This is a genomic window from Pseudomonas sp. Pseusp88 (genome assembly GCF_047303955.1).
GTDB lineage: Bacteria > Pseudomonadota > Gammaproteobacteria > Pseudomonadales > Pseudomonadaceae > Aquipseudomonas.
In genome coordinates, this window is record NZ_JBGLYM010000005.1 from 287,649 (window position 1) to 307,097 (window position 19,449).

Consider the following 19,449-nt stretch of genomic DNA (forward strand, 5'->3'; position numbering starts at 1 on the left):
ATGACGGCCGAAACTTTATGTGATCTAGAGGTTTTATAATCTTAATGTTACTATATGTCTAAATAGATATCCTTAAACGCTGACCAGATTATGTAGTACAGCATAGCCAACGAATAGGTCGCAAAAAAAACTAAGGCTAAGCGGTGGAGCCATTTTGAAGATGGTTTCGACTTAAAGCTGAAGCCTATCCAGAGGTAGCCGCAGATTAAAAGATAAATAACTATTATAAGGTAGGTGCCATTAATTAGCGTGGTTATAAATGGGTGCAAGTGTTGTGTCATCGGCTCTTGAAATACTTTTAAGCCGATTGCAATCGTAAGCGCTAATCCGAGTTGCTTGATGCCGTCAAATACCATCTTGATATCGTCGAGCGTAGCTTGACGGGCGTCATCATCTTTAATCCATTCTGCGCACCGACTATAAGTTGTCCTTATTGCATTTGGCAGCGTGATCAAAAATAAGGCTGAATACAAAATTGCATTGTAATATGATACAAAAAACATTTTTTCTTGAAGCGGGCTTAAACTAAATCTATTAGGATAGAGTATCCAGATACCCCAGGCAGAAATTATCCCAACGAGTCCGCTGGCTGCAGCGAGTGCAGTTGCTCTCAAACCTGCCGTGAAAAACTTAGGGATAAAAGCAATTACTGGGGTGAGAATCACTAATGCGATAGCAGTGCCTACGGTTATCCGCTGAAGAATGTCGTCCATGTGTACCTGCTTGTTGGCCCGCCAGATGGGCTGCCGAATGAATATTCACTCTATGATGGCACATTGCTATGATTTTGATAAAGAATCAATAGCACTCGCTCGCGAGTTTTGCCTCCTTGCTTTCGGTGTCGGTCAATCTACCAGTTCTTCCAAGACCAACTCAGCCCCCATCGCCCGCATCTCCCCATACAGCGCCTCTAACTGTTCCTCCGGCAGCGTCAGCCGGGCAGCAATGAAAAACAGCATCTGTACGCTGACCTCCCGAGGGCTTGCGCCGCCTGTGTACTTGCGCCACTGGCGACCATCGGACAGCCCCGCGATATTGGCCATGTCATTGCCGGTTTTGTTGAGCCGGGTTTTCAGGGCTTCGAGGTCGACGGTGCTGGGCGGCGTGTAGTGTTTGATGATTTTCATATTGACCTATGAGAAGCCCCGCTTTCGCGGGGCCTTTGGATTAAGAGAGGTATCTGCTAAGGGCGAGTGTGGCGGCGGCTGTAGCGCCAACAAGGCCTGATCCCATCGCCAGCGGATACCAAAGTGCTTCGCGGCTGAGTTTGCGTTCTTCGGAGCGAAGCTTGCTGGTTTCCGCGTCCAGCTTGCTGGCTTCGGTCGTCAGCTTTGCAATCCCGGAGTGGATCTTTTCGAGTTCGGCGGTGGTCATTTCGTTGCTCATATGTTCTTCCCTTAGGGGCTGTCGGGCCGGGCGTTATGCGCTTCCCATGCGTGCTATTTTAGGCCCATTGGGCCTATCGGTCAACGAGGCGGTTTCTATCAATTTGTTTCTCAGCTCCCAGCCGGGAGGCTGTCGAGATGCTTCTCCATGCCCGAAAAACTAGATACCTGGTCAGCCCTGCTCGCACCCGCGCCACGCAATAAGGAGTCACCATGACCGAGCTTAACAAGCCCAAGATCGTGCAGGTAAAGGACGTCGAGGGCCAGAAACATACCTTCATCATCTCCCGGCTTCCTGCCGTGGCGGGGCGCGAGATCCTGGCCAAGTACCCGGTGAGCAATATCCCAAGCTGGGTGAGTACCGCCACGGCGCAAACGCCACCGAACACAAGTGGCAGGCCCGCTGGGCCGAACAGATCGCCATAACGGCTAAGAGCAGGGCAGAGGCAGAACGCGCCGCCCGCGCAGAAGAACAACGCCGCCAACAGGCGGCGAACGAGATAGACGAGCATGCAAGACTACAACTCGAAACCGCCGCGCTGGATGCTGCTGACTCTGATCGTGCTGGCCAGCGGCTGCACGACCAAGCGCGACAACTGGCAGCCATGTCCAACCACTGCCCCGGCGATACCGCCACTGCCGAACGAACCCAGACAGCCACCCGCGCCGCGATGGTGCTCTCCGACCCGCTCGAAAGGGCTGATCAGAGAGCGGGAGAGTTGGCGCATGCTTATGATCGGGCCAGACTAGTCGGCAGGGTATGCGAGCTAACTTATCATCAAGTTAGAGACAACCGTTAAACTAAATCATTGTTTCGAGTCTATTTTTGTAAGGTTGAAGCCAAAAGACTTTATGTATTTGGTTAAGTAGTTTTTGTATGCTTCGTTCTTCTCTATGTCAACAATTGATAGAAGCTCTCTGCCAACTTGAGAGAATAGTACGCCGCGTAGCTTGACTTGCTTATTTATTGTTGTTGAGATCTTGGCTCCAACGGGTGTTACTGATATCACAGTTGATTCGGTAGTGTCTGCGTCAGAGCCGTCAGGAACCAAGATGTATTTTTCACCTTGAAACCCTAGATATATCATTCCTTGGTGGCGATCAATCGCATGGCCATAGTGTGCGTAAGTGTCAAAATTTCCGCTTATAAGATTGTATTCAGCCAATGCGTTAAGAGTGCTGAAAGGCAGGCCGTAAGCCCTTAATTCGTTGTCGCCTGCGCTATTGTTCGCAGGCACACGAACATCCGCCGTTGAACCACCAACAACATTTAGCGAAACGGCCAGCGAACATAATATTTTGAAGGATTTCGCAATTGAGGGCTCAAGCTCAGAAATCGTCTTCAAAGCTTTAATGGAGAAAGAGCCGGGTTTTTTAATTTGACCGGCGAGTATTTTTCCGAATAATAGCTGCATCTCTTCCGTACTTTTCTGGCCTGCCTCTTTTTCAAAGGTATTGAGCCAGTCCACATCTACGTTTGGAACCTCTTTTTCTGGATCAGCGTCTAGTGTATCAGCGACATAGGGTTCTAATCGTAATTGATCGGCTGCAATTCTCCCGATCTTGTCGATATTTAGCTGCTCTCTTATTATTCTTCTGGAATATATATGTGAAGCGGCTTCAGCATATTCAGGTTTGACTGATATCTGGCTTGCAATTTGCTCGCCGGACGTTTGTATTATTTTGATTCTGGATTGGGATGCTGCTTTGTGTTCGTTAATCTTAGGCTCGATCAATGCTAAAGGATATTCTATCGCCGCTGAGCATAGTCGCTCGAATACTTTAGCCGCACTCTTGCGAATGGCAGGCGAGATCCCAGTTACAACGGCCTCGACAACATCAGTTATTTTCGATAGCTGATTAACGTCGGTCTCTTGTTCATTTACTTTATTCTAGTCGTCCATACTGCGCGAACCTTCCAAAACCCTGGATTTTCAATTATTGATGATTTAGCATCTCATCACTGATAATATACTAGGCCATCATTTGGTAAATATAGTAAATACTTTATCTGTAATTACCTTTCGCGTATCATTCCTAACATTTCCAACTGCGGTATCAACTGGGTACCATTCGAAGTCATTAACGGGCCTTGCGTGCCGAGCCAGCCTCAAGGCTCGTTCGCTGGAGAGGTTGGGCTCAAGCCACTCCCTCGCATCATCCGGGTTCAGCACCACCGGCCGCCGATCATGGATATCAATCATTCCCGCATCAGTCGCATCCGTGATAATCACAAACCCATCACCCTCATGCGGCTCCAAATCCGTGTGAACCTGCGCCAGCGCAGCGAAGAACATCGGCTCGCCACTTTTCAGCCTGATGAAATAGGGCTGTTTCTTTTTCGGGTCGTCCGGGTCCTTCACCCACTCAAACCATCCATTTGCTGGGGCTAGCGCGCGACCATTGGGCCACAGCTGCTTGAAAAACTTCCCCGTAGCGACGGTCTCAACCCTGGCGTTGATCGGATCAGGCCGCTTGCCCTTCGCCCAGAACGGGCTCCAGCCCCACTTGACCTTGTCTACCCGAAGGCCGCCATCACCGGGCCGGATGATCTCAACCCGAGTCGATGGCGCCACGTTGTACCGGTTGATTTCTTCGTGGTCGTAGCCATTGATCACGACCAGGTCCAGGGCAAGCTGTCGCAGGTAGTGGTCCATTGTTTCGTAGATCGAGTAGCGTCCACACATGATGTCACCCGTCGAAATTTCCTACACAGGACATTGACCAGAAACAGCCTTCGTCGTTAACTGTATATGCATACAGTTATCAACCACAAGGTTCGCATCATGAGCGTCACCATCCTCGGGCCGTTGTCGGCCAGCGGCGATAAATTCCCGCTTTACTCGTTCCAGGTCCCGGCCGGCTTCCCGTCGCCGGCTGCCGATCACATCGAAAAGCACATCTCCCTGGATGAGCTGTTCGAGCTTCGTGCGCCGCATGTGTACCTGGCCAAGATCGAAGGTGACAGCATGCAAGGGGCGGGGATTTACGGCGGCGACCTAGTGATTGTAGACCGCAGTCGGTATGCCGAGCATGGCGACATCGTGATTGCCGCGCTCAACTCCGAACCGGTCTGCAAGCGCCTGCACATGCGCGATAACGTCTTCATTCTGAAATCCGAAAACAGCAAATACCCACCGCGACACATACTGGAGGGCGATGACCTGATCATCATCGGCGTGGTCAGGTTCAGCGTGCGCGATCATGACAAAACCTGAGCCGGTTTTTGCGCTGATCGACTGCAACAGCTTCTACGCCAGTTGCGAGCGAGTCTTTCGGCCGGACCTGGCCAGAACGCCCATTGTGGTGTTGAGCAACAACGACGGTTGCGTCATCGCCCGCAGTTACGACGCAAAGCCGTTCGTGAAGATGGGCGCGCCGTACTTCCAGATTAAAGATGTGCTCCGACAGAACGGCATCATGGCCTTCAGCAGCAACTATGCGCTGTACGGCGACATGAGCGAGCGAGTCATGAGCGTCATCGAATCCATGGTGCCAGCCGTAGAGATCTACAGCATCGACGAAGCCTTCGCCGATCTGACCGGGATTTCCGGCGACCTGACAGCTCTAGGCCGTCGCATTCGCAGCAACGTTCAACGTTACGTCGGCATCCCGGTCGGGGTAGGCATTGCGCACACAAAGACGCTGGCCAAGCTGGCCAACCACACCGCGAAGCGCTTGCAAGCCCAGACGGGAGGTGTCGTGGATATCTGCGACCCGCACAAGCGCGACTGGGTGCTGCGCAATACCGCCGTCTCCGAGGTCTGGGGCATCGGCCGCAAAATGAAAGCTCATCTGGAAGCCATGAAGATCCTGTCGGCGATGGACCTGGCCAAGGCAGACCCGACCATGTTGCGGCAAAAATTCAGTGTTGTTATCGAAAAGACGGCTCGGGAGCTGGCTGGCACACCCTGCCTGGAGCTGGGCGAAGAAGAACCGCCAAAGCAAGAGATCTGCAGTAGTCGGATGTTCGGCAAGCGCCTGACCGACATCGCGCCCATCAAAGAGGCAGTGGCCACCTACACCGCCCGCGCCGCCGAGAAGCTTAGAGCCCAGGGCTCGCTGTGCAAGAGGATGCGCGTCAGCATCCGCACGGGCATGTTCAACCCCGACGAAGCCAAATATGCGCAAGGAGCGCTGGTAGAACTGCCATATCCCACCAATGACACGCTGATGATGACGCGGGCCGCGACCGCTGCGGTGGATCGGGTTTTCAGGGAGGGTTTCCGGTACAGCAAGGCCGAAGTGCTGCTGCTCGATCTGCGGCAGCCGGACGAGTTTACTGATGACCTGTTCGCCGTGACCCAGCCGCAGACGAGCGACCGGATCATGAGCGTGATGGATGAGATCAATGGTCGCTGGGGCCGGGGGACTGTTCGTTCTGCTACGGTTCCAGCGGCGCCAGATTGGGGTATGCAGCGCAACCTGATGAGCCAGAGCTACACGACACGCCTCGATCAGTTGTGGGTTGTGAAGTGCAATTGAAGGTCCTTCTGGACGAATGGAATGTGGCTATCAACGATCGGGAAGCGTTGATCGCTGATCCTGATGGTCGGCGTGATTATCTGGAGGCTTTCGTGGCGGGTTGCCGGGGTGTGATCGCAGATGAAGACCTGGTCGAGATGTACGAGCTGATCGACTGTGCCAGGTGGTGGGCGATCGGTGAGGGGGCAATACTTAAGATTGCAGATTGAATAATGGCAGGACGCCGGGAAAAGATGATGAGTGTCGGCAAGCCGTAGATTTAGTTAATGACTCTCAGTCAGATACCGCTGTGTTATGCCCAAGAGCTATGAAACCCGTGCGCAACGGGCTTCCTCGTTTATATACCGCTATTTAGGCTGCCCGATCCAAAGATGAACAGTCGAAATTTTGTTTTTCAGCCGTGGATGCCTTAGCAGCCCCATCGCTACTAGCATCTGCTTTTAATGGGTTGCGCTCTAATGATTTTATCGTCTCAAATGCATCTTTTGATGTTGTAAAGTGACTATCATTGAACCACCGAGGGGGGCTGATATCAGAGGGTGATGACTTCCCGGCAATCGTAGACTGTGCGAGTGTGAGTGGATTAACAAAGTTTACGGTGATGGTGCTTGTGTTCTTGAAACCTTTTTCTCGAGCAAATAACGCACCGGCAGTAGTTTGTGTAGTGGGCATGGCCAGTCCAAGCTCAAGTTGGCCCTTACTGGTCTTGGTCGCCTCCACTACGAGCTCCACGGATATTGTTGATGGTATAACACCAATTTTTTGCCCAGGAAAGTTTGCTTCATCTTTTAAAAAGCCCACTTTTATCTCACACAGAGCACGGGCTACTGAAATTCCCGGTGGAGGTGAGGTCACGCAGCCTGCGATGAGGCTCGAGCAGATGATAAGGTAGTATGCAGGTATCAATGTTTTCATTTTGACAATCCCTTGGCTTTCGTTTTTTACAAAAGTTAAGTTGAGAAAAGTAGAGAAGGTATTTTAAGTTAAAGATTATTTTTGCTGAAAATCTTTGATTTATATACCTTTGAGAACTGTGTGTTAGTTGGATGATGCAAAAAACTGGATGACTGTATCTTTTTTGTTACTTGACTCAGTAGCTATGGGGTTTTTAGATGTACGTTCTGGAGGCCAGCATCGCTGAGCTTGCTGAGTGCTGGTGCTTTAATCTGGCAGCGAGACGCGATAAGAAGGACAAAAAACATTTCCGCAATCAACCTAACGTGCTCAGGCTTTACTGGACAAATCAGAACGATAAAATTCAGAATTGCGGAAAGGGATGGTGGTTAACTCATTGAAAAATATAATTTTTACATCCGGATTGCAAATCCGCTTACGCCGGTTCGATTCCGATCTCGGCCTCCACCTCATAAGAACCCCGCAGATTGACGTCTGCGGGGTTTTTTATTGGGTGTGAAAAAACCGGACGGGTTTCAAAATAGCTAATTGCGCGGAGTGAGATGAGCGAAATCAGCCCATCTCGGCCGATGTCTATCAATAAAGTCGGAATGATGCTTCATTCGATCCTGCTCTGCGACTCCAGAACGTGTCGACGCAGACAATTCTGTCTCGGCTAGCCGCGACGTTGATGGATCAAACCCCAAACCCAAGCCTGAAGTTCCCGAAATGCCAGTCGGTGGAGTTTTTCTGGTAGCAGCCAGGCTGGTTCGGCGGCTTCGCGTCGCAGGAGATTTTCCCGACCTTGCTTGAGTCCTGACCTTCGCCAGTGCCTCGTTCATTGTATGACGCGCATCCTGCTAGCATTGTGATGGCGAGTACGATGAGCGGTTTTGAGCAATTCATATGCCTGTCCTTGAGCACAATGTTGGCGCAGGTAGAACACAGCCTCCCTATCGTGCGGGATGCGTCCGTCAGCGAGCCAGCGTCGACTCTGATCACTCACTGGGCGGGATTGTGAAGATGGCAGGGCGCCCGGAGAGCGAGATGCTGCTAAATTACGTCTCAAAAGGAGAAGGCCCGGGGATGAACATTCGTCGATTAATGGTGTTAGCGAGTGCCGCATTTATTTCTGTACCGGCGTTGTCATCGTCCTGGGAATATTTGGATCTCAAGAACCAGGCTATCCCCGTCGCCAGGCAAACAGTCAAGGCCACCGACGACTTTGCAAGCCTGACAATCACGGTGAGCAGTCAGGGTGAGCAACAATCTGATGTCGCGTTTGTCCTGGAAAACGACCAGCTCGATTGCGATGGTAAAGACTGCGTAGCGGCCGTCCAATTCGATGTTGGGACGGTCAAGTACGTCGATATTGTGCTCGATCATGCCCAGGGTAAATTCGCACCGGCCAAAAGCGCGGCCTTTGCAGGCGCGTTGACCATGGCGCAACGGTTGTCCATCGAAATCCCCGTCAAATCACGCGGGATCGCCAAGTTCGAGCTGAACGTCGCTGATCTGCAACTAAAACGTACAATCAGACCGGCGTTCATGTTTGCGGGGTTGAAGTTGGGAGAGCTCGCTGCTGCTGTTCCAAAGGAGTTCAAGCCGGATCAGATCAGTCCTGCATTGAACTGTCGCAAGGCCAGTGGCTTGCGCGATGTTATCCCGGGACAGGATCAGATCAGTGCCAGGGCCTGTCTTTTTGCCGGGCTCTTTTATGAAGTAGCCATCGAGTCAAAAAGCCGCGAGGAATACGAAGCCATTGTCGCTTACCTAAGCCGTTTTTATGGCGGAACGGGTTTTGATTCTGCTTATCCGGCGTCGTTGATTGGTGCTGGAGATCCCAGCCGTTACACCAGTCATGTGGCGTTCTGGCGCAAGGATAATGCGCAGTTTGAAGGCTATTTCTACGTGACTGATGATGTCATCGACTTTCTGGTTCCGATGAATCTGAAGCTTATGCGTAGCGCAAAAAAGAAGCCCACTTTGTAGTGGGCTTCCCAAGGTGCAAGTGCAAGTTACCTGATATCGTCACACATACTCATCGAAGCCATGCACTGTGTGGCGTCGAAAATCTTCATGACACTGTCCACACTGTTGTCAGAGGATTATGGCGCGGGCGCGCTCGGAGTCTGGACGCCGACTGTGGTCACCGTATCCGCCGAGAGTGCGGTGATAATCGCGCTGTCATTCAGCACGCTGCCCAGGGCGTTGGAGCCCGCGAGAATGTAGTTATTGATCTGCCCGGTGCTTTTGGCGCTCTTAGTCGCCAGTTCTCTCCCGGCGCCGTCGATCACACTTGCGGTAATGTCGTAGTCGAATCGGACACGCATATAGGCGTCGCTTTTCCACTCTCGGACTTTCAGCACCAGCAGTTTTTGCCCGGGCTCTGCGCTGAGGGCCGAAAACACCACTTTGGCATTTATCGACGAGCGTTCCAGTGAGGCGCGCACGGCTTCGGCAAGGTCCGAGGACAATGGTTGGCCGGTCAGGGTATTAATATTGAACGGGTTGTAATACAGGGCTCGCAGTGTGCCAACGTAGATCGGTTTCTTGCTGCCGGAGATTACGTAAGGGCGCTGGTCGATCACGTTGACCATGATTGGCGTAGCTGTATGGGCTGATAGGGCGGTGGTGGCTTGCCGGTAATCGATTTTCTGGCCAAATGCGCAGCCGCCAAGGGTGGCGAAGGCACACAGGATCAACACTGCGCGGAGCAACATGGAGGAATTCCGTTTCAGGGTGGGGCAGCGATTCTACCTTGCTATCACTGCGCACCACCATCACCGATGCAGACCCCCTGGACAGGCCCCGAGTTGAGCTGACTTACTTGCTCGGGACATAGACATGACGCCCGAGACTTTCGACCGAAAGCCTCTGCTTGTTGTCCGCCGCCAATACGCGCTGCTGCAAAAAATAATCGATGCTCCCGGCCAGCCACATTGAGTACGTCAGCAGTTCGACGCTTTCTTCCACCATCGTTTTGGCCAGGCGTGCGTAGCCATCGCCCAGAATCGCATGCCATAGCGAACCCATGCCAAATACCCGGGAAAACACCAGGATGCCCAATCCGGTCGAGAGCGTACCGAAAGCAGGTGTGCGGCTGAAAGCGGCCAGCGCGGCAAAAGTGTTATCCCGATTCTGAGCGTTGAAGCCTTTAATCAGGCAGACGATCACGATAAGGGAGAAGGGCAAACACCAGGCGCTATGGCTGATGGGATCGAACAGGCCGTCGAGCTCCCGCATCAACAGGCAGGCAAAAAAGCCGCCCGCCAGTATCTTGAAGCCTTTCTGGCTGGCTTCGCCTGATGAAAACCAGAAGAGCAGTGCACAAATGAATAGCATCAGCTCCTGGCTGATTTCGGTGAAGGATATTTCCAGGATTTCGGTATGAAAGACCGTGACGTCGAGCCAGATCATAGTCAGTGCCAGCCCGACCAGGGCAAGCCTGAGTAGTAGTGCAAATGATGCTGATTTCAGATCTTCAAAAGGGGATTGCACGTCAAGAGCTCCATCCAGGGGCTGATCGACTTGTCAGCTCGGCGATCAAATAACGATATTTTCACAAAAAAATCACATCTTTTTCATGAATTGTCGTCATCGATAGAATTTATTTTAATGCCGTTCAGCAGGCGGTGAGGGGCCAGGACCGCAATGAAGCAGACGTCAGGATTCACTGCCATGAGCCTTGGCGATATGTTTGAAGAGATATTGCGGCCATCCGGACAGGTTGAATCTATAATTTAAAGCTAATCAAATAGATAGCTTCTTGTAGTCCTCCTCTTGCTGTTATGTGGGAAGTTTCTGTTATTGCTGCTCGAACCTCCCATGACAACTAGCGAATTGCTAGCTTTCAGCCGCTCCCCAAAGGTCTTGGGGTCAGGGGCATGAATGGAATGTCGATATCAATCATTGAAAGGCCCTCCGGATTTATTCGGAGGGCATATGGCTATTGAAAGAAGAACTCACCGAACCGTGGCCAAAAGCAGGGCGTTACGTGATTTTACCGAGAGGCGGGTTGTGCTTGAACGTGGCGGGGACGTGCTGCGCCTGGAGGATGTACAGATGGAGGCGCTGCAGACGTTTTTAGCGTCCTGGCCGGAAGACGAAAAGCTGTTATTTCTAAGGATGTATGTCGAGGAAGTCTTGCGTCTGGAGCAGAGAGTACTGCAACGGGCAGGGCGCAAACGTGGTGTCGCGGACTGGTTGAGTGTTGGGTTTCTTCTGCTGTTGACGCTGTTGCTGATTTCTTCGCGTAAATAAGCCCGTTCAACGGCTTTGCAGGGGGGGGCTGCAAAGCCAATGGAAGAGAGTCTGCGGTTGACTCAGTTGTCGTGTTTTTTGTGCGACTTCTTGCCATCGCCCATGCTGCCAGCGATCGCGCCACCCGCAGCGCCGCCCAGACCTGCGCCGATGGTTCCGCCGGTGCTGCCGCCCAGCTTGTTACCCAGCAACGAACCACCGGCCGAGCCCAGTCCACCACCGATGGCTGCTTTGACCTTGCTGCCTTTCTTGGCACCGACTGCGCTCCCGGCTGCACCACCAACACCGGCACCCAGTGCAGCACCGGTACTGCCGCCCATTTTCTGGCCGACGATATTGCCCAGCGCACCGCCCAGACCACCACCCACAGCTGTAGAAGCCTCGCCCGCCAGCGCGCCTTGGGCGACCAGCAATCCAAGAACCAGGGCAGGGAATGTCAAACGCATGATATGAACCTCGGGATTACGATGAAGAGGGATTGATGACTGTGTTGAAGTGTAAGCCTGAACCCGCGGGATAGTGGCTTTTTGATTGCGCATATGCCCGGTGCGCGCACTTTAGCATTCCTGCTGAGGGGCGTCGTCAGGGGAGGGCGGCAAAATCGGAAGGTAGAAACAACAAGGGCCTGCGGAGGAAAACCTCACGCAAGCCCTTGATCTATATATGGTGCCCCGAGCCGGGGTCGAACCGGCACGTCCAAAGGACGAGGGATTTTAAGTCCCTTGCGTCTACCAATTTCGCCATCGGGGCGGTAGCGCCAAGGCAGGGAATATATACATCCCTCCCCAGTGAAGCAAGCCGACTGTCCAGGAAAGTGCGACAAAATCCTGCATGCACGTGTTTGCAAAAATGTCGAAAAATCATGAATCTACGTAACGTGGGCCGATTTTCTCATGCCAACACCTTGCGCAAAAACGGCGCCGTTCGACTCTCCTTGCTCTCCGCCACGGTTTCCGGCGTACCGCTCACCACAATCCTGCCGCCTTTATCCCCGGCCCCCGGGCCAATGTCGATAACCCAGTCGCTCTGGGCCACAACGCGCATTTCATGCTCGACCACCACTACCGTATGACCGCCATCGACCAACTGGTTGAGCTGCTTGAGCAGGCGATCTACATCGCTGGGGTGCAGGCCGGTGGTGGGTTCGTCGAGTACGTAAAGGGTCGCGCCGCGCTGGTTGCGTTGCAGTTCGGTGGCCAGCTTGATGCGCTGGGCTTCGCCGCCGGACAGTTCGGTGGCGGGCTGGCCCAGGCGCAGGTAGCCCAGGCCGATGTCACGGAGCACAGTCAGGGCGCGCAGGATGCCGGGCTCGTCGGCGAAGACCGGCAGCGCGTCGTCCACGGTCAGTTGCAGCACCTGGGCGATGTTCAGACCCTGCCATTGGATCGCCAGGGTTTCTTCGTTGTAGCGGCTGCCGTGGCAGGTCGGGCAGGGTGCATAGACGCTGGGCATGAACAGCAGTTCGACGCTGACAAAGCCTTCGCCTTCGCAGTTCGGGCAGCGGCCCTTGGCGACGTTGAAGGAGAATTGCCCGGCGTCATAGTGCCGGGCCTGTGCCTCGGCGGTGGCGGCGAACAATTTGCGCACATTGTCGAAAAGCCCGGTATAGGTTGCCAGGTTGGAGCGCGGTGTGCGGCCGATGGGTTTCTGATCGACCTGGACCAGACGGCGAATCGCCTGGAGCCCGGCCACCACATGGCCACTGCTGGTCTGGGGTGCATCGTCTTCCAGGCTCGGTGCTTCGTTATCGCTATTGGCGCGGGTCTGTCCAAGATGTTCGCCAACCAGTTCCAGCAGCGCGTGGCTGACCAGGCTGGATTTTCCCGAGCCGGAAATCCCGGTCACGGCGGTAAAGCAGCCCAGGGGGAATTCGGCGTTTAGGTTATTCAGATTGTTGCGGGTAATTCCCTCCAGGCGCAGCCAGTCCTTGGGTTCGCGTCGAGTGTGCTGGCGGGTATCGGACTGGGCGAACAGGTGCAGGCGAGTCCGCGAGGCTTCGATATGCTCCAGTCCCGCCGGCGGGCCGCTATACAGCACCTGGCCGCCGTGCTCACCGGCAGCGGGACCTACATCGATCAACCAGTCGGCGCGGCGCATGGTTTCCAGATCGTGCTCGACGACGAACAGTGAGTTCCCGGCAGCCTTGAGGCGTTGCAGGGCATTGAACAGTGCCTCACCGTCGGCGGGATGCAGCCCGGCAGACGGCTCATCCAGTACATAGATCACCCCAAACAGTTGCGAGCCTAGTTGCGTGGCCAGACGCAGCCGTTGCAGCTCTCCTGAGGATAAAGTCGGTGTGCTGCGCTCCAGGGCCAGATAACCCAGGCCAAGATCGGTGAGGGTGCTGACCCTGGCCAACAGGTCCTGGGCGATGCGCTGTGCTGCCAACTGTTTTTCTACGGACAAATCCGAAGTGTTTGTGTTTTGTTGCGCCACGGGACGCAGGATTTCGGCGAGTTGCAGCAGCGGCATTTGCGCCAGTTGGCCGATGTCGTAACCGGCAAAAGTAACCGACAGCGCCGCCCGGGTCAGACGTTTGCCTTCGCACAGGGAACAGGGGCTGCCGATCATGAACTGCGAGACACGTTTCTTCATCAGCGCGCTTTGCGAGTGGGTGAAGGTGTGCAGGATGTAGCGTCGAGCGCCGGTGAAGGTGCCTTGGTAGCTGGGTTCGAGCTTGCGCTTGAGGGCTTCGCGGGTCTGGGCCGGGGTAAGTCCGGCGTAGACTGGCGCGGTGGGTTGTTCTTCGGTGAACAGAATCCAGTCGCGCTGCTCCTTGGGCAGGTCGCGCCAGGGAATGTCCACGTCATAGCCGAGCGTGACGAGGATGTCGCGCAGGTTCTGCCCCTGCCAGGCCGTAGGCCATGCGGCTACTGCGCGCTGGCGAATGGTCAGAGAGTCGTCCGGGACCATGGTCTGCTCCGTAACCTCATACACCCGGCCAAGGCCATGGCACTGCGGGCAGGCGCCCTGCGGGGTGTTGGGCGAGAAGTCTTCGGCGTACAGCATGGCTTGCCCGGCCGGGTAGTGACCGGCCCGGGAATACAGCATGCGGATCAGGCTCGACAGCGTAGTAACGCTGCCCACCGACGAGCGCGTGCTCGGTGTGCCGCGCTGCTGTTGCAGGGCCACGGCAGGTGGCAGGCCTTCGATGGAGTCGACATCCGGCACGCCGACCTGATCGATCAGGCGCCGCGCATAAGGCGCCACGGATTCGAAATAGCGTCGCTGCGCCTCTGCATACAGGGTGGAAAACGCCAGGGACGACTTGCCCGAACCGGACACCCCGGTGAACACCACCAAGGCATCCCGGGGAATATCCACGTCGACATTTTTCAGGTTGTGTTCCCGGGCGCCGCGCACCCTGACCAGGCCTCGGCTGATCGGGCTGGCAAGGAGGGCGTCATCGGGAGCGTCATGCTGTGAAGTCATTGGCGGCCTACGTCAGGAGTCAATAAGTGTCATGTGGCTGTTTTGTATCAAATGCTGTTGGGTTCTGACGGTTTTTTGTAGGAATAGTCTCTTTGTTTTTACTGAAAGGTCGACCGGGTGGTCTGGAGACGAGTTGGCCCCGACGCTTTTTGCGAGACTTGCGCGCCCAAGACAAGCGGAGCAGACAGGTCCATGAAAGAACTAGGTATGCGATTGAGGGCAGAGCGCAAGCGTCTGGGATTGTCGCAGCAGGTACTCGGCGCCATGGGCGGCGTGGCAGCCAATGCCCAGGGCAAGTACGAAAGTGGCGAGCGTCTGCCCAAGGCGGACTATCTGGTGGCGCTGGCCAAGGGCGGGGTAGATGTGCTGTATGTGCTGACCGATCGGCTGGATCACGCTGTGCGCAATCCCGACACGGTCGTCACCCCGCAGGATACGTTGCTCAAGGAAGTGGAGGTGGCAGTGCGGGCGTTTACCGAAGCGATGGCGACAACCAGGCGCTGATGTGTTCTATGGGACTCACGCCAACACCGCCACCGCCTTGATCTGCGCCCATAGCTGCTGGCCTGGGCAAATCTGCAAGTGATCGAACGAGTAGCGGGTAATCCGCGCCAGCAACGGCGTGCCTTCGGCGTCCAGACGCAGCAGGACGTGGGCGGCATTGTCGGCGGCGACCTGGCTGATCACCGTCACCGGCAGGCGGTTGAGGATGCTGCTGGGTTCGTCGCCCAGCAGGCTCAAACTGACATCACGTGCCTGGACCTTGCAACGCAAGGCCTTGCCAACCGCCAGCGCGGCATGAGCAACACGCATCTGTAGGGCGCTGCCGGGTAGTGTCAGGCTCACCAGTTGGTACTTGTCGTCATAGGCACTGACCACGCCCTCGATCACCACACCCGCGTCATCGCCCATGGCCAGGGGCAGGTCCAGACGCGCCAGGGTCTCGCCGATGGGGCCGCTGGCAATGACCTGGCCCTGCTCGAGCAACACCAAATGATCAGCCAGCCGCGCGACTTCATCCTGTGAGTGGCTGACATAAAGCATGGGGATCTGCAGTTCGTCATGCAGAAGCTCCAGATACGGCAGGATTTCGTTCTTGCGCAAGCTATCCAGCGCCGCCAGAGGCTCGTCGAGCAAGAGCAGGCGTGGACTGGTCAGCAGGGCGCGGGCGATGCCGACCCGTTGGCGCTCGCCACCGGAGAGCTTGTCCGGGCGCCTGCCCAGCAAATGATTGATGCCCAGCAGTTCAGCTGCCTGATTCAATTGAATACGCCGTTCACTGGCGGCGATACGCTTCAGGCCGAACTCGAGATTGCTCTGCACCGACAGATGGGGAAACAGGCTGGCTTCCTGAAACACGTAGCCCAGTGCGCGTTTGTGCGGCGCCAGAAACATCCCCCGGTCACTGTCCTGCCAGACTTCGTCGTTGATACGGATATAACCTTGCCCGGCCTTTTCCAGACCCGCGACACAGCGCAGGCAGGTGGTCTTGCCCGAGCCCGAATGACCGTACAGCGCCGTAACGCCACGGCCCGGCAAACTCAAGTCGACATTAACGCTGAATTCGGGATAGTCCACACGCAGGCGGATTTCGATGGGTGAGGTCAAGAGTCAGCTCCAGCCGGCCTTGCGCGTGCCGCTGGAATACAGCACCAGCAGCACCAGAAATGAAAAGACCAGCATGACCGCCGCCAGCCAGTGAGCCTGTGCGTATTCCATAGCCTCGACGTGATCGAAGATTTGTACCGAGACCACGCGAGTCTTGTCGGGAATATTGCCGCCGATCATCAACACCACGCCAAACTCGCCGACGGTGTGAGCGAAGCCGAGAATGGCCGCAGTGACAAAGCCCGGTCGGGCCAGGGGCAGCACGACGGAGAAAAAAGTGTCCAGCGGATTGGCCCGCAAGGTCGCGGCGACTTCCAGCGGACGAGTGCCGATGGCCGCGAAAGCGTTATGCAACGGTTGCACGACAAAGGGCATGGAGTAGAGCACCGAGCCTATGACCAGCCCGGTGAAACTGAAGGTCAGGGTGCCAAGCCCCAGGGACTGAGTGAGCTGCCCCACGGCGCCATTGGGGCCCAACAGCAGTAGTAAGTAGAAACCGATCACCGTCGGCGGCAGCACCAGTGGCAGTGCCACGATGGCACCGACGGGCCCCTTGAGCCAGGAGCGCGTATGGGCCAGCCACAGGGCGATGGGAGTACCGACCAGCAACAGAATCAGAGTAGTCAGGGACGCCAGTTTCAGGGTCAGTCCTATCGCCGCAAAGTCGGCCCCGCTCAACATTTACAGCTGATACCCGTAGGACTTGATCACGGCAGCAGCTTTCGGGCCTTTCAGGTACTCGACCAAGGCCTTGGCGGCGGCGTTGTCCTTGCCTTTGTTGAGAATCACCGCGTCCTGTTTGATCGGTTCATACAGGTTGGCCGGGACGATCCACGCCGAACCACTGGTGACCTTGCCATCCTTGTAGATCTGCGACAGGGCGACAAAACCCAACTCGGCATTGCCGGTGGAGATGAACTGATAGGCCTGGGTGATGTTCTGGCCTTCGACGATTTTAGCCTGAGTGGCTTCGGTCAGGCCCAGTCTGGCCAGGGTTTGGGTGGCTGCCAGGCCATAAGGCGCGGCTTTGGGGTTGGCGATGGACAGATGCTGGTAGGCGTTTTTCTTCAGCACTTCACCTTTATCGTCGACGTAACCGTCCTTGGCCGACCATAGGGCCAGAGTGCCGACAGCGTAGGTGAAGCGCGAGCCTTTGACGATATCGCCCTCCTGCTCCAGCTTGGCCGGGGTGGTGTCATCGGCGGCAAGGAATACTTCGAACGGTGCGCCATTCTTGATCTGGGTGTAGAACTGCCCGGTGGCGCCATAGGCGGCGACCAGTTTGTGGCCGGTGTCTGCTTCGAAGTCCTTGGCAATGGCTTGAATCGGCGCGGTGAAGTTGGCAGCAACGGCGACCTGGACTTCATCGGCAAAAGCCGGATTTGTCGCCAGGGTGGCGACGACGGCAGCAAGGGACAGACGGGAAGACAAGCGCATGAACAGCTCCATGATGTTGTTTGGGGGGAATCGCGCCAGCATATGGCTATATAGCTGAATATATAGCGCTGGCACGATTCGCGGAAGCCCGGTTTCAACGACCCGAGAGCTTTTCCAGTGCTGAGATGGCCATTTGCCGGGTCAGCGTCTCTGCCGACAGCTCATGCTTGATGCCCAGGGCCTGGCCTGCCCACATATTCATGAAATCGCCACTGCCCGTTGGCTCTGATTTGGCCCGCAACGGCATCAAGGCGCCGCCCGCCAGCGGGAAGCGCGGCGCCAGATCGCTCATGGGGCCGAGTTCGCGCATCACCCGATTGATGATGCCCCGGGCCGGGCGGCCGGTGAACATATTGGTCACCGCCGTTTCGCTGTCCTTGGCCTTGCCCAGGGCGGCGCGATGCGGAGCAGTCATTTTCGCTTCCGGGCAGAACATATAAGCGGTGCCAACCTGCACCGCAGCAGCGCCGAGCATGAAGGCAGCGGCGACCCCACGGCCGTCGGCGATGGCGCCTGCGGCAATCACCGGCACGCTGACTGCATCGACGATCTGCGGGATCAGGGCAAAGAGGCCGACCTGGGTTTCCAGGCGATCGCTGAGAAACATGCCGCGATGCCCACCGGCTTCATAGCCCATGGCGATGATCGCATCACAGCCGCGCTCTTCGAGCCAGACCGCTTCATCCACGGTGGTCGCCGAAGCAATGACTTTGGCGCCGGCAGCCTTTACCCGATCCATGAATGCCTTGGGCGGTAGACCGAAATGGAAGCTGACCACTTCCGGCTTCAGTTCTTCCACCAGGGCACAGCTGCTTTCTTCAAAAGGCGCGCGGTTGGAGACTGGCGTAGGCGCGTCGAAATCGGCACCCAGTTCCTGATAGTACGGGCGCAGTGCCAATTTCCATTGTAAAGCGCGGCGCTCGTCCGGCTCCGGCGGTTGATGGCAGAAGAAATTCAGGTTCAGTGGCGCCCGGGTGCCTTGGCGGATCAAGGCCACTTCGCTGCGAATCTGTTCTTCGGTCAGCAGCGCGCAGGGCAGGGACGGCAGGCCTCCGGCGTTGCCTACCGCAATGGCCAGGGCCGAGCCGGACGGTCCGGCCATGGGCGCTTCGAGTATCGGCAGTTCAATACCGAACAGGGTCAGGATGCGGGTATCGGGCCAGGCAGTCATTGTTTTCTCTCCATGATTGTGGGGGATGGTTGAGCAACGGCACAAGGTTAACAGCGTGCCATTCTTTAGTCGTACTTGAATTAAGAGACGATCAGTCTATTATTCAAAACATGACAACAGAAGCCCTCCTGACACCACCCTTGCCTCGTCGACCCGGCCGACCACCGCGCGTGGACCGGGACAACCTGCACACCCGTGAACTGCTGATTCGCTGCGGCACCGAGGTGCTTACCGAGCAGGGGTTCATGGCCACCGGGCTGGATTTCATCCTCAAGCGCGTCGGCGTGCCCAAGGGCTCGTTCTATCACTACTTCGACAGCAAGGAAGCCTTTGGCCAGGCCGTGCTGGAAAACTACGCGACGTTCTTTGCCCGCAGGCTGGACCGCTGGCTATTGGATGAAAGCCTGACGCCCCTGGAACGGCTGGTGGGTTTTGTTCAGCAGGCCAAGGCCGGCATGGCTCGCTACGAATATCGGCGCGGCTGCCTGGTGGGTAATCTGGGGCAGGAAGTCAGTGTCCTGCCGGAAGTCTTTCGCCCGCGACTGGAGGCGATTTTTCTCGACTGGCAGACACGCCTGACGGTCTGTCTCGAAGCGGCGCAGGAGCATGGCGAATTGGCCAGGAGCGCCGATTGTGTCGAATTGGCTGCCTATTTCTGGATTGGTTGGGAAGGCGCAGTGCTACGCGCCCGATTGGTAAAAAGCGATGGCCCACTGAATACCTTCATTGCGGGGTTCCTGCGTGGCCTGCCGCAATAAGTTGTCTGGCCTATTA

Annotated in this window: 23 protein-coding genes and 1 tRNA gene; 9 read left to right on the plus strand and 15 right to left on the minus strand. The window is 55.9% G+C overall.

Going from position 1 to position 19,449, the window contains the following annotated elements:
* Positions 1-50: 50 nt before the first annotated feature.
* From ACCD02_RS09570 to ACCD02_RS09580, 3 genes are all read right to left on the minus strand, one after another.
* Complete coding sequence (locus ACCD02_RS09570; protein WP_413300701.1) at positions 51-713, minus strand: hypothetical protein; 663 nt, start codon at positions 711-713, stop codon at positions 51-53.
* 132 nt (positions 714-845) lie between these two features.
* Positions 846-1,127, minus strand: coding sequence for an XRE family transcriptional regulator (locus ACCD02_RS09575; RefSeq protein ID WP_413300703.1), 282 nt, complete (start codon positions 1,125-1,127; stop codon positions 846-848).
* A gap of 40 nt (positions 1,128-1,167) precedes the next feature.
* Positions 1,168-1,386 carry a hypothetical protein gene (locus tag ACCD02_RS09580; RefSeq protein ID WP_413300704.1) on the minus strand — a complete coding sequence of 73 codons (219 nt, stop codon included), beginning with the start codon at positions 1,384-1,386 and terminating at the stop codon, positions 1,168-1,170.
* A gap of 212 nt (positions 1,387-1,598) precedes the next feature.
* On the opposite strand from ACCD02_RS09580, the gene ACCD02_RS09585 reads away from it, so the two are divergent.
* Together ACCD02_RS09585 and ACCD02_RS09590 are read left to right on the plus strand one after the other, a co-directional pair.
* Positions 1,599-1,811: a hypothetical protein gene (locus ACCD02_RS09585; RefSeq protein ID WP_413300706.1), complete on the plus strand. Its 213-nt coding sequence runs from the start codon at positions 1,599-1,601 to the stop codon at positions 1,809-1,811.
* Positions 1,736-2,185: a DUF2514 family protein gene (locus ACCD02_RS09590; RefSeq protein ID WP_413300852.1), complete on the plus strand. Its 450-nt coding sequence runs from the start codon at positions 1,736-1,738 to the stop codon at positions 2,183-2,185. Before ACCD02_RS09585 ends, ACCD02_RS09590 begins: the two co-directional genes overlap by 76 nt.
* A 6-nt stretch (positions 2,186-2,191) precedes the next feature.
* Here ACCD02_RS09590 and ACCD02_RS09595 read toward each other — a convergent pair whose 3' ends face one another.
* Both ACCD02_RS09595 and ACCD02_RS09600 read right to left on the minus strand, forming a co-directional pair.
* A complete protein-coding gene (locus tag ACCD02_RS09595; RefSeq protein WP_413300708.1) occupies positions 2,192-3,121 on the minus strand; it encodes a DUF2806 domain-containing protein in 930 nt (309 codons plus the stop codon).
* 246 nt (positions 3,122-3,367) lie between these two features.
* Positions 3,368-4,072, minus strand: coding sequence for an SOS response-associated peptidase (locus tag ACCD02_RS09600; RefSeq protein WP_413300710.1), 705 nt, complete (start codon positions 4,070-4,072; stop codon positions 3,368-3,370).
* Positions 4,073-4,171: 99 nt separating this feature from the next.
* Between ACCD02_RS09600 and ACCD02_RS09605 the strand changes: the two genes are divergently transcribed.
* Genes ACCD02_RS09605 through ACCD02_RS09615 form a run of 3 tightly spaced genes read left to right on the plus strand, consistent with a single transcriptional unit; the run spans position 4,172 to position 6,079 of the window.
* Positions 4,172-4,603, plus strand: a complete 432-nt coding sequence (locus ACCD02_RS09605) for a LexA family protein (RefSeq protein WP_413300712.1) — start codon at positions 4,172-4,174, stop codon at positions 4,601-4,603.
* Positions 4,590-5,870: a Y-family DNA polymerase gene (locus tag ACCD02_RS09610; RefSeq protein WP_413300714.1), complete on the plus strand. Its 1,281-nt coding sequence runs from the start codon at positions 4,590-4,592 to the stop codon at positions 5,868-5,870. The genes ACCD02_RS09605 and ACCD02_RS09610 overlap by 14 nt, the downstream gene beginning before the upstream one ends.
* A complete protein-coding gene (locus ACCD02_RS09615; RefSeq protein ID WP_413300716.1) occupies positions 5,867-6,079 on the plus strand; it encodes a hypothetical protein in 213 nt (70 codons plus the stop codon). The genes ACCD02_RS09610 and ACCD02_RS09615 overlap by 4 nt, the downstream gene beginning before the upstream one ends.
* Positions 6,080-6,221: 142 nt before the next feature.
* Here ACCD02_RS09615 and ACCD02_RS09620 read toward each other — a convergent pair whose 3' ends face one another.
* A complete protein-coding gene (locus ACCD02_RS09620) occupies positions 6,222-6,785 on the minus strand; it encodes a hypothetical protein (RefSeq protein ID WP_413300718.1) in 564 nt (187 codons plus the stop codon).
* 1,002 nt (positions 6,786-7,787) lie between these two features.
* On the opposite strand from ACCD02_RS09620, the gene ACCD02_RS09625 reads away from it, so the two are divergent.
* Entirely contained in the window at positions 7,788-8,756 is a 969-nt protein-coding gene (locus tag ACCD02_RS09625) for a hypothetical protein (protein ID WP_413300720.1), read from the plus strand.
* A 116-nt stretch (positions 8,757-8,872) separates the two neighbouring features.
* Here ACCD02_RS09625 and ACCD02_RS09630 read toward each other — a convergent pair whose 3' ends face one another.
* Together ACCD02_RS09630 and ACCD02_RS09635 are read right to left on the minus strand one after the other, a co-directional pair.
* Entirely contained in the window at positions 8,873-9,487 is a 615-nt protein-coding gene (locus ACCD02_RS09630; RefSeq protein WP_413300722.1) for a hypothetical protein, read from the minus strand.
* A gap of 103 nt (positions 9,488-9,590) precedes the next feature.
* On the minus strand, positions 9,591-10,265 hold the full coding sequence (locus ACCD02_RS09635; RefSeq protein ID WP_413300724.1) for a hypothetical protein: 675 nt from the start codon (positions 10,263-10,265) through the stop codon (positions 9,591-9,593).
* A 444-nt stretch (positions 10,266-10,709) separates the two neighbouring features.
* Between ACCD02_RS09635 and ACCD02_RS09640 the strand changes: the two genes are divergently transcribed.
* On the plus strand, positions 10,710-11,027 hold the full coding sequence (locus ACCD02_RS09640) for a hypothetical protein (RefSeq protein WP_413300726.1): 318 nt from the start codon (positions 10,710-10,712) through the stop codon (positions 11,025-11,027).
* Between the two features lie 62 nt (positions 11,028-11,089).
* Here ACCD02_RS09640 and ACCD02_RS09645 read toward each other — a convergent pair whose 3' ends face one another.
* From ACCD02_RS09645 to ACCD02_RS09655, 3 genes are all read right to left on the minus strand, one after another.
* Positions 11,090-11,473: a bacteriocin gene (locus ACCD02_RS09645; RefSeq protein WP_413300728.1), complete on the minus strand. Its 384-nt coding sequence runs from the start codon at positions 11,471-11,473 to the stop codon at positions 11,090-11,092.
* Between the two features lie 218 nt (positions 11,474-11,691).
* Positions 11,692-11,777, minus strand: a tRNA-Leu gene (locus ACCD02_RS09650).
* A gap of 141 nt (positions 11,778-11,918) precedes the next feature.
* Positions 11,919-14,459, minus strand: a complete 2,541-nt coding sequence (locus ACCD02_RS09655) for an excinuclease ABC subunit A (RefSeq protein ID WP_413300729.1) — start codon at positions 14,457-14,459, stop codon at positions 11,919-11,921.
* A 192-nt stretch (positions 14,460-14,651) separates the two neighbouring features.
* Here ACCD02_RS09655 and ACCD02_RS09660 point away from each other — a divergent pair, with 192 nt between their 5' ends.
* Positions 14,652-14,963, plus strand: coding sequence for a helix-turn-helix domain-containing protein (locus tag ACCD02_RS09660; protein WP_413300731.1), 312 nt, complete (start codon positions 14,652-14,654; stop codon positions 14,961-14,963).
* 15 nt (positions 14,964-14,978) lie between these two features.
* Here ACCD02_RS09660 and modC read toward each other — a convergent pair whose 3' ends face one another.
* From modC to ACCD02_RS09680, 4 genes are all read right to left on the minus strand, one after another.
* The gene (modC, locus tag ACCD02_RS09665) at positions 14,979-16,067 is read right to left on the minus strand and encodes a molybdenum ABC transporter ATP-binding protein (RefSeq protein ID WP_413300733.1); all 1,089 of its coding nucleotides are present in this window, start codon (positions 16,065-16,067) and stop codon (positions 14,979-14,981) included.
* A 3-nt stretch (positions 16,068-16,070) separates the two neighbouring features.
* Positions 16,071-16,748 (minus strand): molybdate ABC transporter permease subunit, encoded by a 678-nt coding sequence (gene modB, locus ACCD02_RS09670; protein WP_413300735.1) that lies wholly within the window; start codon positions 16,746-16,748, stop codon positions 16,071-16,073.
* Positions 16,749-17,504, minus strand: coding sequence for a molybdate ABC transporter substrate-binding protein (modA, locus tag ACCD02_RS09675; RefSeq protein WP_413300737.1), 756 nt, complete (start codon positions 17,502-17,504; stop codon positions 16,749-16,751). It abuts the gene before it with no gap.
* A 94-nt stretch (positions 17,505-17,598) separates the two neighbouring features.
* The gene (locus ACCD02_RS09680) at positions 17,599-18,675 is read right to left on the minus strand and encodes an NAD(P)H-dependent flavin oxidoreductase (protein ID WP_413300739.1); all 1,077 of its coding nucleotides are present in this window, start codon (positions 18,673-18,675) and stop codon (positions 17,599-17,601) included.
* 110 nt (positions 18,676-18,785) lie between these two features.
* On the opposite strand from ACCD02_RS09680, the gene ACCD02_RS09685 reads away from it, so the two are divergent.
* Positions 18,786-19,433, plus strand: coding sequence for a TetR/AcrR family transcriptional regulator (locus ACCD02_RS09685; protein WP_413300741.1), 648 nt, complete (start codon positions 18,786-18,788; stop codon positions 19,431-19,433).
* Positions 19,434-19,449 lie beyond the last annotated feature (16 nt).